This window comes from Pseudomonas sp. LBUM1673, assembly GCF_059695645.1.
Genome location: NZ_CP166780.1, coordinates 3,217,940 through 3,229,586, shown reverse-complemented (window position 1 = coordinate 3,229,586; position 11,647 = coordinate 3,217,940). Strand labels below are relative to the sequence as shown.

Here is an 11,647-nt window from a genome sequence, read left to right as displayed (position 1 = left end):
TGCTACGCACTCAAGCGGGAGCAAGCTCCCTAGCCACAGGTCTTTTCTGACTCAAGACTCCCTTGAGTGAACAACATTAGGGGTCAGGCCGGCACTTTTCCCTGACGGTGATCCGCAAAGAACGCCTTGCCCTTGCCGATCCGGTCGGAGGCCTTGGGCATATTCGCCGCCTGGGTATCCTGGCCATCGACATACCAGTAGCAATGGCTCACCGCCCGAGTGATGCCCACATAGGCCAGCCGCAAAATCTCGTCTTTCTGTGCACTGTCGTAAGGCTCGCTGTCACCAGCCTTGCCGAGGCCGGCCATGCGATAGACCTGGTTCTTGTAGGGTGAACTGGTCAGATGCTGGCAATCGCCCAGCAGAAACACGGCGTCAGCCTGCAAGCCTTTGGCGCTGTGATAGGTCAGTTGTTTGAGCCGTCGCGCCTCGTACGGTAAGTTAGAATCCACATTAACTACAGACTGAATATGCTCTTCTATCAATGACTTATCGCTACTTTTTCGATAAAGCATCAAGATTGAATCGCCCTTTCTGTAGTGTTCGGTCAGACGCTGGGCCATGCCCTGGTCATCCCGATCGAGAACATTCACCGGCAGCAGCGCTTTGGTTTCACCGCTGGCCTTGGCCTTCTTGCCGGCGATCGCCGGTGCCGCGCGGACAATATGCTCCGCCGCGTCGATGATGTGTTGATGGCTGCGGTAATTGTCGCTGAGCATCACTTTGGTCGTGCTCGGCGACGGGAATTCCTTGTTGAACTCCATGAAGTAAGTCGGCGAGCTACCGCGCCAGCCATAGATGGACTGCCAGTCATCACCGACACAAAGCAATGACGAACGTTGCGCGCCGCGCCCCACATGCATGGCTGGGCCGCGGCTGCGGATCTCGGCCAGGCTGGCACGAATCCAGGAGACAATCTGCGGCGATACGTCCTGAAACTCGTCAATCATCAAGTGCGACATTGGCCTGAGCAGCTCATCGCTCAGCAGCTTGAGATTCTCCGGTGAATGCTCGCTGAACAAGGCGAACATCCGGTTGTAGGTCATCACCGGTGGCGATTGATCCAGCAGATGATCTTCCAGCGCTCGCCAGAACAGACTCAAGGCCTCGAAGAAAAACCGGTCCGGGTCATCCTTGGCGAAACTCATCTGGCCTACGGCATTGGGTACATCCAGGCCGAGGTTTTCGATAAACCCGGCCGCCGCGACAAAACAGTCCAGCAGCGGCGCGGAACCGAGCTCGCCCTTGACCTTGTAATCGAAGCCTGGCCCGGCACTCGCATCACCGGCAAGCGAGGCTAAAATGCGCTTTGAAGACTCATAACTGTCTAGCCATATCAATGGCTTACGACAGAAAGCCTGAAACAGGGTGCGCTTTACCGCCCATTCTGCGCGCACTGAAAGTTTGGCATTCGGACGGCTGACCTGAGGATTCTCCCGGGGATCGAAACCCAGCACCACCCAGGCGTCCAGCGCCGGAATGTAGCCGTGGCAATGAAAGGTCGAGCCGTTGACATCGAATGTCTGGCGATTCGGCTCGATGCCCTTGATCGGCCAGGCGCCGGCGCGAAACCACAGGTCTTCGAGGGTGTCGCAGAGTTCTTCATCGCGCTTGGCGGCCAGCTCAGTCACCGCCATGCGTTTTTGCACGTCCGGGTGATCACGCTCCAGCTCCTTGAGCTGCAAGGCGTGACGAGACAGGGGCTTGATCAATTCACGGAAACGCTCATCGCGTGTATGCAGGCTGTGATAGCAGGCGTTGAGTTGTTGACGCTGAGCGTCGTTGATTCGCAGGTCGAAGGGATTGCTGTCGACCTCCTCATCGGCGCCCTGCACGCGAAAGCTAAGATTTTCGAAGGCTTGCAGCCGTTCGAAGCCCGGCAGGCTACGAACCATCGGCAGGATGCGCGAATGGAAGGTGCGCACCAGATCGCGCGCCTCTTTAAGGCTGATTCCCCGACCCCAGACTGCAAACAGCTCGATCAGCTTGGTAATGAAATCCTTGCGCGATTCACGAGTGAAGGTCACCACAGTCATCGAACTCAGCTCAAACCCCAGGTAATGGCTGAGCAGCAGGATTCGCAGCACCAGGGTGGTCGACTTGCCCGCGCCCGCCCCGGCGATCACCGAGGTCGACGGTGTGTCGCTGAAAATCATCTTCCATTGGGCAGCGCTCGGCTGGGCGTGTGTGGGCAGCAACCGTGCAACGTCGGCCTTCATGCGCTTCTTCAGCTCAGCACTCAATGGCAGGCGCCAATCGTCGAACAGATTGTCATCGACGTTGGGCGGCCGATGCTCGGTTGAGCGCGAGTCGCGGATCAGCAGAACCTGCCGGCCTTCCTCCAACCCCTCGAGCTTACCTTCCTTATAGCCGTACTCCACACCGGCGCTGTGGCCGCTGCGAAAACCGTCGGCTTGCCCGTGCAGCCAGGACGCACGGTGTTGCGCGCGCAGACGGGTAAGGCCGTGACCAAAGAACCGGGCGGCCAAGCGCTTGAGCAAAGGCATCTCGGCCAACGGGCGAAGTTCGGGGGGAAGATCGGGGGTGTGTTGCGGCACGCTGACGGACTCCAGGGGGTGAGGCTGTTGAGGGCTATGGTGTCTGCATTTGCCGATGAGTTCTAGTGAAATGCTTACAGGTCATTGGCTTATGCGATGAAGTGAACGTTGGATGAGAACGTTTCGAGGTTACTTAATATCGGTTTATTTGATTGGATTCAGGCAATTTTTACGCTTTTTATCGATCATTACCTGATAGATGATGCTTGCCATCAACCACCGGTTCTCGTTTTGTGGCTCAGGCGTTCTGCCCCATGACGAACCTTTTCAGGAGACGATCATGCTTGAACTCAGACCTTTCAACTCGCTGGGCGGCGCGCACCATGGCTGGTTGGATGCCCATCACCACTTTTCGTTTGCCGAGTACCACGACCCCAAACGCATGAACTGGGGCAACCTGCGGGTGTGGAACGACGACGTGATTGCCGCCGGTACCGGGTTCCCGCAACACCCACACCGGGACATGGAAATCATCACCTACGTGCGTGAAGGCGCGATTACCCACCAGGATAACCTTGGCAACAAGGGCCGCACCGAAGCGGGTGACGTTCAGGTCATGAGCGCCGGCACCGGGATCGCCCACAGCGAATACAACCTGGAAGCCACCGAAACCCGAATCTTTCAGATCTGGATCATCCCCAACGAAGCCGGTTCGGCACCGTCGTGGGGCGCCAAGCCGTTCCCCAAAGGCCAGCGCGAAGGCTTTGTGACCCTGGCCAGCGGCAAGGCTGGTGATGATCAAAGCCTGCGCATTCGTGCCGATGCGCGTTTGGTGGCGGCCAATCTGAAAGCCGGAGAAACGGCGGAATATCATCTGGACAATGACCGTCGCGCTTATCTGGTGCCAGCGACGGGCGTCATTGAAGTCAATGGCTTGCGCGCACAAGCTCGAGACGGTGTCGCGATTGCCGATGAGCAGGTGCTGCGCGTGACTGCGATTGAGGACAGTGAAATTGTGTTGGTGGATCTGGCTTGATGCAGTAAATGCGTGACAAAAAAGGGCGACCGTTACTGGTCGCCCTTTCTTTACTCATTTGTGGCGAGGGAGTGGCCGCCGCGTCTTCGACGCTGCGCTGTCGCGCAGCAAACAAGTGTCCGACCTAAGATTGGGGAGCGCGCGGGGGCAGAGACCGTAGCCATCACTGGTGTGTGCGCACCCGAGAGGGAGAGTGGTCTGCACGGTATCGGCGTGGAGTCGTTGTAGGCACAGCAAGCTGTGACCACGTATGAGAGAGTGAATCCGTTCGCCACCGTGTTCCCCGCGCGCCTTTCAATCCTGCGAGGAATTGTCATGGCGCGCAAGAACCAGCAGAAACGATTTGAAGTAATTCATCCTCATTGTGCGGGGATCGATATCGGTAGCCGTGAGCACTGGGTCGGCATCAACCCCGGCCAAAGCGATACGCCGGTTCGCTGCTTTTCGACCTTTACTGAGGATTTGGTGAAGCTGGCAGAATGGCTGGAATCGCTGAAAATCAACGTCGTGGCGATGGAGGCCACCGGTGTTTACTGGATACCGCTCTTCGAGCTTCTCGACTCGAGAGGCTTCGAGGTGTATTTGGTCAATTCCCGGGCTACACGCCAGATAACCGGCCGTAAATCTGATGTCCTGGATTGCCAGTGGATTTGGCAGCTCATGACCCACGGCTTACTCAGAGGCGCTTTCCGGCCGGCTGATGATATTTGCTCGATGCGATCTTTGGTTCGCCAGCGTGCCATGAAGGTTCGCGATCAAGCCAAGACCATCAATCGCATGCAAAAAGCTCTGACCCAGATGAACATTCAACTAGCCACTGTCATCAGCAATATCGCCGGCCTGACAGGCATGAAAATTATCAAGGCCATCATCGGCGGCGAGCGCGATCCTCAAGTATTAGCCAATTTTCGAGACGGTCGTATCAAGGCTGATCACCAAACCATTGCCCGTAGTTTGCACGGTAACTGGCGGATCGAGCATCTGCATGCCCTGGCTCAGGAAGTGGCGGCCCATGATTTTCTGGAAGAGCAAATTACCGAGTGCGATCAGGCCATCGTTGAGGCTCTTGATCGACTTCCCGTATTGAACAATGCGCCCATGCAGCCCACCAAGGCACTGCGCAGCCCTCATCGTTCGGCAGATGAACAGGCCAGCCTGCATGAGGCGCTTGGGAAAATCATGGGCGTTGATTTGACCGCTATTCCCACCATTGGAGTTGAAACCGCTTTGGTTCTGGCGAGCGAAATAGGACCTGATTTGTCGCGCTTTCCGACTCCGCAGCAATTTTCTTCCTGGATGGGCCTGGCACCTCCCACCCGAATATCAGGGGGCAAGCCGTTACCCGGTCAGGTTGCGAAAGTGTTTAACCGAGCGGCGCAGGCTCTGAAGCAGGCCGCTTCCAGCGCCCGCAACGACAAAAGCTTCATTGGCGCCAGTCATCGCGCCCGACTGGCCCGCATGGATACCTCATGCGCGATCAAGGCCACGGCACATCAACTGGCTCGGTTGATCTATGCCATGCTGACCAAAGGACAGCCGTACGTGGAAAAAGGCATGGAAGAATATGAGGCTAAAAGTCGTGATCGCCAGGTCAGAGCCTTGCAACGCAAGGCTACTAAGCTGGGCATGAGGTTGGTCGACGTCGCTTAAAAAACATTAAAAACAAAGGGTTGGCTTTTGTTTGATGAGAGCTTGCTCCCGCTCGGCTGCGAAGCAGTCGCAATCCAACCGGCGCGGTGGATCTGCTATCTCGCTAACCGATTTGGGGCCGCTTCGCAACCCAACGGGGGCAAGCCCCCTCGCCACAGGGCCCTCAATCACTTCGCAGAAATCGCGCCATCCACGAGCGTCTGAGCCTCTGCCACCAGTTGCTTGAGGTGATCGTCACTGACAAAGCTTTCTGCGTAGATCTTGTAGATGTCCTCAGTGCCCGACGGCCGCGCCGCGAACCAACCGTTCTCGGTCATGACTTTCAGGCCGCCGATGGCCTGGTCGTTGCCCGGTGCGTGGCTGAGGATGCTCTGGATCGCTTCGCCCGCCAGTTGAGTCGAGGTGACCTGGTCCGGCGACAATTTGCTCAGCAGCGCTTTCTGCTCAGGATTCGCCTTGGCATCGACCCGTACCGAGAAGGGTTCGCCCAGCTCATCGGTCAGCGCACGATAGGCCTGGCTCGGGTCACGGCCCGTGCGAGCGGTCATTTCGGCTGCCAGCAGGGCCGGAATCAACCCGTCCTTGTCGGTGCACCAGACCCCGCCGTCCTTGCGCAGGAACGACGCGCCGGCGCTTTCTTCGCCGCCGAATCCGAGGGAACCGTCGAACAGACCGTCAGCAAACCATTTGAAACCCACCGGCACTTCGTACAGACGACGCCCCAAACGCTTGGCGACGCGATCGATCAAACCGCTGCTGACCACGGTTTTGCCCACGGCCGCGTCGGCGCGCCACTGTGGGCGGTTCTGGAACAGGTAGTCGATCGACACGGCGAGGTAGTTGTTCGGTGCCAGCAAACCACCGGACGGCGTCACGATGCCATGGCGGTCATGGTCCGGGTCGCAGGCAAAGGCCACGTCGAAGCGCTCTTTCAGGCCGATCAGGCCTTGCATGGCGTGGCTGGACGATGGGTCCATGCGGATCTGCCCGTCCCAGTCGACGGTCATGAAACGGAACGTCGCATCGACCTGTTTATTCACCACCTCCAGGTCCAGGCGGTAGTGCTCGGCAATCGCCGACCAATAGCGCACCCCTGCTCCGCCCAGCGGATCGACACCCAGACGCAGTTTCGCATCGCGGATAGCATCGAAGTCGATCACGTTGATCAGGTCGGCGACATAGGTGTTGAGGTAATCATGACGATGAGTAGTGCTGGCCTTCAGGGCTTGCTCGTAGCTGATGCGTTTGACGTCAGCAAGTTTGGCCGCCAGCAGCTCGTTCGCCTTGGCTTCGATCCACTTGGTGATGTGAGTATCGGCCGGGCCGCCGTTGGTAGGATTGTACTTGTAGCCACCGCTTTGCGGCGGGTTGTGGGACGGCGTGATGACGATGCCGTCCGCCAGGCCTGAGGTGCGCCCACGGTTGTAGCAAAGAATCGCATGGGAAATGGCCGGCGTCGGAGTGTACTCGTCACCTTCGGCGATCATCACCGTCACGCCGTTCGCCGCCAGCACTTCCAGCGCGCTGGCACCGGCCGGCGTGGACAACGCGTGGGTATCGATGCCGACGAACAGCGGACCGTCGATGCCCTGGGCTTCGCGGTACAGGCAGATCGCCTGGCTGATGGCCAGAACATGCCATTCGTTGAAACTCAGGTCGAACGAGCTACCTCGGTGTCCGGACGTGCCGAAAGCGACACGCTGGGTAGAAATGGCTGCATCGGGCTGGCCGGTGTAATAGGCCGTTACCAGTCGCGGGATGTCGACCAACAGCTCTGCCGGTGCCGGTTTGCCCGCAAAAGGACTGAGTGTCATGCAAAACCTCTGAAAGAGAGTGGTTCGGGAATAGGGATGCAGTTTACTGACAGTTTGACCGTAGCGCGATGTTATCGAATGTCAGGTACCGAGGATGCTTTGCGCCTCGGCTCAATCGATCGACTCCAGGCGCAAGGCGTCCCCCAGCAGCCCCAGTGCGGCGACGAGGTCGTGATCGCCGCCGAACGTATGACTCAGGCGCAAGTGCTGCGCGTGCAGGCCGTGCAGGCTGAACAACTCCCCCGGCGCGATGACCACTTGCTGCTTGAGCAGTCGCTGGAACACTCGATGTACATTGACCTCGCGCAACGAGCGGATCCAGATCGTCGCCCCGCCCCGGGGTTCGACGAAGTGCAGCGCATCAGGCAGACGCTCTTCAAGCAACTGGGTCATCTGCACCATGCGTTCCTTGAGCAGTCGACGCAATACCTGCAGGTGTTGATCGATACGTCCGTTGCTGTACAGCCGTGCGATGGCTTTCTGACGAATCAGCGACAAACGGAATGCACGCAGTAAAAAGTGCCGTTGCAATTCGGCGCGCAGCTGTCGCGAAAGCAGATAGCCATAGGGCGCCTCCGAGCCGATGATTTTCTCGAACGAGGAAAACACGATCAGCCGATCAGGGTCCAGCAGATCGCGAAACCGCAAGCCGTTCGGTTCGAATTCGAGCTCGCCGTAACAATCGTTTTCCAATACCCAACTGCCATGTTGTTCCAGCAGTTGCGCGGTTGATTTTCGGTTGCTGTCAGGCGCCACGCTGCCCCTGGGCATGTTCAGCCCTGAGGAAAGCATTACCAGGCGTACCTGCCCGGTCTCAAGCAGCGCCTTCAACTGCTCAAGATCCAGATCGCCACTGGTTTGCAACGGCAGCTCGATCACCTGCACGTCCGCGTCCTGGAGCAAGCGCAGAATCACCCAGTCGCAGGGCGACTCCACCACCACCACGGCGTCTTTGAGGCCAAGGACGGAGATCAATATTTCCAGTACGCCACGCAGGTCTGCGCCGATATAGACATCATCGGCATGCCAGCAGCGTGTCGGCGAAGTGGTATAGCGCGCCGCGAGGGCTGTGCGCAGCTCCAGCTCGCCGCAGGGTTGTGAAGACGGTTGTGGCTGGCGCGGATACTGGCGCAGCAGTTCTCTCTCCAGCAACAGCAACGGGCTATCCAGGGGTTGTAACGACGCCGGCTCATCGGCGCTCAGCACCAGCATGCCGGGACGTCTGGCGTTGACATAGACCGTTTCGAGCAGGTCCTTGCCGCTGCCGGGCATGCTGATGGAAGACACCGGCAGTGCGTAATAACCGGACTTGGCCACTGAATAGACGCGCCCTTCCTTCTCCAACAGCGAATACTTCATACTGCAAGCACAAATACGACAAGACGCTTGTTAAAAATATCATTGTTTTCAACAGCTAGCATCATTCTTACGACGTTTCTGTTAGGATTTTTTGTAAGAACTGAAACCCGTATACAAAAAGTCCGAGGCGAAGTGTAAAAATATGGCTATGAGAGTGAGAGACTACAAAGCAAGAGACGGCAGTCGCTTCTCACTACTCATAGACACAGAGGGGGACGGGTTTCCCCTGTTCTATCCCACTGCATTCATCAGCATGCGAATGGCGAGTCAGACGGCCAACACGCAGAGGGCTGTGCTTTTCTGCCTGAAGAGATTGTACGAGTGGGCGACTCGGCAACAGATCGATCTTGATCAAAGGTTTGCCACCAAGCGGCTGTTGACCGTGCCGGAAATCGAGTCTCTCGTTCAAGCGCTCTCGATCAACATCAAAAAGCGTGATGGTTCCACCATCAAGGGCGCACGGATCAACTACTCCCTGGACATCCTGATCAAGTATTTTGGGTGGCTGTTTGGACATTGGATCACTGACTCGAACGCCTCAGAGAATGCGCGGCTGATCGAGCGCCTTCAAATGAATCTAGAGGAGCGTAAGCGAAAAGCTGGCTCTGAGTCTCAAGCGAAAAGGCAGCGCATCGCTAAGAAGCTGAGTGATGTTGCAGATGCTGCGCTCCTCGAGCTCTTTGAGAGCTTGAACGTCCACCTCAAAGACACGGCTGCAGGTGATTCAGAGGAGCAACTCGGCGTCACTTCCCCCAACAGACTCGAATCCCTGTTCAAGCGAGCATTGCTGTTCCGCAACGTGCTGGCCCTCAGAGCTCTATACGACACAGGTATGCGGCTCGGAGAGCTGCTTAGCCTCAGATATTCGGATTTCATTCCTTCTTCAGGAGGAGAAAACGCCTACATCAGGATCCGACGTAACCACGATGACGCGTTCGACCGCCGCTTGAACCAACCCGTAGCAAAGACACTGGGGCGCACCCTCAAAATATCGGAGCAACTTGAGAAGCTGATGCTTGAGTATTTGGGCAAGCACCGAGCAGATGTACCGAATGCAGGCTTCACAGACGAATCGTTCATTTTTGTGAACCACAAGCGCGGTGAGAATCAAGGTCAGGAAATCGAGATTACGACGTTCCGTTCCGCGCTGACTGTAATAATTAAGCGTGATCCACGGCTTAGAGGCTTGCACCCTCACCTCCTTCGGCATCATTGGAACTACAGGTTTTCTTTGCACTGCCAAAAACTGGGTTATAGCGACAAACGAACCCGACAGGAACGCGAACACTGGATGGGATGGGTAGAAGGATCATCGTCTGCGCACGACTATGATTTGAGACACATTCAACAATCAGCGAACGAAACAGGCATTGCAGTTGCTTCGGATACAGCAAGAAGCAAAGCCGGCCGGAAACGCTCAGGTAGTAGCCGATACGGACACACTGAATGAGCGCTGCCATTGTAAAAGTGGATAAGTGGTTGCTCGATATTACACTTTCCGCGACAGAACAAATTTGACCACCAGCAGAATCGCCAACTGTAGAACGGCAGTCGCTATATCCTTATTAACTCCCAGCACACATAGCTGGCGCCAGGAAAAGTATATGAACATCAAAAATGGCGCAGCCAATACTGCACAGACAAATAAACGCGACGACATACCGGCCGAAGACATTGAACTGTTAGCCGCTTTTGATCGAAATGAACCTGCGCAAGACGCCTCCTATAGCATACAGTTCACGGAAACCACTGTAATCATTGCAAATCAATTTGAGAGTGATTTACAGGGCATACTGAGCATGAGCAGTGAAACAGTTTCCGGCTTCAAGTCTACAATTAAATCAATTGCCGTCAGAGGCACACTCTCTCCCTACACCCTGCGCCACTATGCGACTAGGATCTCAAAACTCGTAAAAGACTGTTCGATTTCAACATTTTCACCAGACACATATCCGCCACTTGCACGGCAAGCGTCCAAAGATACTAACAATGCTTTAACATCTATCTTAAATACTTGGCATAGATTGGGGTTCCCCGGCGTCAGTGCAGAGACTATTGACGTTGTGAACGCCTTAAGGGCCAAGACTCCCCCAGCGCGCAAGCGGATCACATCAGGTGATTCGACAGAAGGCTGGTACCTAACCCAAGAATATGAAGATCTGATTGATACTTACTGGACTGACTACGAATCGAACAAATCGAGCTTGCGGAATACAACAGCATTGCTGTTGATGGGGCAATTTGGTAAGCGAGGAATCCAGCTGGCCAATCTCAAGGTATGTGACTTTCAGTGGGAGGGAGAAACTGATGGACTCTCCGGTAAACGTGTAGCATTTCCGGGCGCTAAGGATAGAAATGCCGAAAAATGGTTTCGAGGGTCAAAAGTCGAAGTCCACCCCTTGGGCGATGATCTTTGGAATCTCTGTATGCTACAGATCGATAGCACCATTGCCTCGCATGAGAAGCACTTTGGTCGTGAGCTTACTGACATTGAGCGCGCTGAACTTCCGTTTTTACAAAGGGACTACAGAAGGCTGAAGTCACTAAAAGTCTTTAAAATCGGAAATGCGAGTTCGGTTTTTCATCTTTCTCCAGCTGGCATATCCACAATACTTAAAAGAACGGGGGGATCAACGGTAATCTCCCATCATACCGGCAAGCCGGTACGTGAGTTTGCTTACCGTATGAGGTATACCCGCGCCAGACAGCTGGCACGCTTGGGTGTGCCCCGTGCAACCCTACAACACTGGTTAGGACACGACGGCACTACTTCGGTTGATCATTATTATGACGACCCAGCGGAAGACGCGCGGCTGCTGGATCTAGAAATGCAGGTGATACTCGCTCCACTTGCCCAGGCGTTCTCTGGATCGTTGAGGGATAAGGAATCTGAAGCGATTCGTGGTGACGACCCTTCAAGCAGAATTGAATTGGACGGACGCCACAGCGTGGGTACTTGCGGAGAACACGGATTCTGTTCTGCATCAGTTCCAATTCCCTGCTACCGATGCTCCAAATTCCAGCCATGGGTGGAAGCACCTCATGAAGAGGTGTTGCTCAGGTTGATAGAGCGCCAAGAAGAAGAGAACAACATTCATTTACCGAGTAAAGCTCGTCGCATCTTGGTTCCTCTTCAACTGGAAAAAGATATTGCTGCAGTCAAGCTAGTTATTAAACTTTGCGATGCCCGCAAACGAGAGCTGAAGCTGGGCGCACACGAACTCAAAAAACATCCTGCCGATGGCTTTGGCGCTCGGGATATCACAACCGCCCCCGCAGCTGAGTAGACA

The 11,647-nt window shown here is 55.9% G+C and carries 6 protein-coding genes and 1 pseudogene; 4 read left to right on the top strand and 3 right to left on the bottom strand.

Features of this window, described 5'->3' with window-relative positions; genetic code table 11:
- Nucleotides 1-83 precede the first annotated feature (83 nt).
- The gene (locus tag ACA044_RS14865; protein ID WP_497447021.1) at nucleotides 84-2,558 is read right to left on the bottom strand and encodes a UvrD-helicase domain-containing protein; all 2,475 of its coding nucleotides are present in this window, start codon (nucleotides 2,556-2,558) and stop codon (nucleotides 84-86) included.
- Nucleotides 2,559-2,838: 280 nt separating this feature from the next.
- Between ACA044_RS14865 and ACA044_RS14860 the strand changes: the two genes are divergently transcribed.
- Together ACA044_RS14860 and ACA044_RS14855 are read left to right on the top strand one after the other, a co-directional pair.
- On the top strand, nucleotides 2,839-3,534 hold the full coding sequence (locus tag ACA044_RS14860) for a pirin family protein (RefSeq protein ID WP_497447020.1): 696 nt from the start codon (nucleotides 2,839-2,841) through the stop codon (nucleotides 3,532-3,534).
- A 315-nt stretch (nucleotides 3,535-3,849) separates the two neighbouring features.
- Entirely contained in the window at nucleotides 3,850-5,184 is a 1,335-nt protein-coding gene (locus ACA044_RS14855; protein WP_497444406.1) for an IS110 family RNA-guided transposase, read from the top strand.
- A 167-nt stretch (nucleotides 5,185-5,351) separates the two neighbouring features.
- Here the strand turns inward: ACA044_RS14855 and pgm are convergent, their stop codons facing one another.
- Together pgm and ACA044_RS14845 are read right to left on the bottom strand one after the other, a co-directional pair.
- Nucleotides 5,352-6,998 (bottom strand): phosphoglucomutase (alpha-D-glucose-1,6-bisphosphate-dependent), encoded by a 1,647-nt coding sequence (pgm, locus tag ACA044_RS14850; protein ID WP_497447019.1) that lies wholly within the window; start codon nucleotides 6,996-6,998, stop codon nucleotides 5,352-5,354.
- A gap of 111 nt (nucleotides 6,999-7,109) precedes the next feature.
- Nucleotides 7,110-8,354 (bottom strand): annotated as a pseudogene (locus ACA044_RS14845) (aminotransferase class I/II-fold pyridoxal phosphate-dependent enzyme); the annotation flags it as partial.
- 157 nt (nucleotides 8,355-8,511) lie between these two features.
- Here ACA044_RS14845 and ACA044_RS14840 point away from each other — a divergent pair.
- Together ACA044_RS14840 and ACA044_RS14835 are read left to right on the top strand one after the other, a co-directional pair.
- A complete protein-coding gene (locus ACA044_RS14840; RefSeq protein ID WP_497447018.1) occupies nucleotides 8,512-9,807 on the top strand; it encodes a site-specific integrase in 1,296 nt (431 codons plus the stop codon).
- A 154-nt stretch (nucleotides 9,808-9,961) separates the two neighbouring features.
- Nucleotides 9,962-11,644 (top strand): hypothetical protein, encoded by a 1,683-nt coding sequence (locus ACA044_RS14835; RefSeq protein ID WP_497447017.1) that lies wholly within the window; start codon nucleotides 9,962-9,964, stop codon nucleotides 11,642-11,644.
- Nucleotides 11,645-11,647: the final 3 nt, after the last annotated feature.

Bases quoted from the DNA above. Each gene is read 5' to 3' on its own strand.
- ACA044_RS14835 (WP_497447017.1), top strand. From the start codon at position 9,962: ATGAACATCAAAAATGGCGCAGCCAATACTGCACAGACAAATAAACGC.
- ACA044_RS14855 (WP_497444406.1), top strand. From the start codon at position 3,850: ATGGCGCGCAAGAACCAGCAGAAACGATTTGAAGTAATTCATCCTCAT.
- ACA044_RS14860 (WP_497447020.1), top strand. From the start codon at position 2,839: ATGCTTGAACTCAGACCTTTCAACTCGCTGGGCGGCGCGCACCATGGC.
- pgm (WP_497447019.1), bottom strand. From the start codon at position 6,998: ATGACACTCAGTCCTTTTGCGGGCAAACCGGCACCGGCAGAGCTGTTG.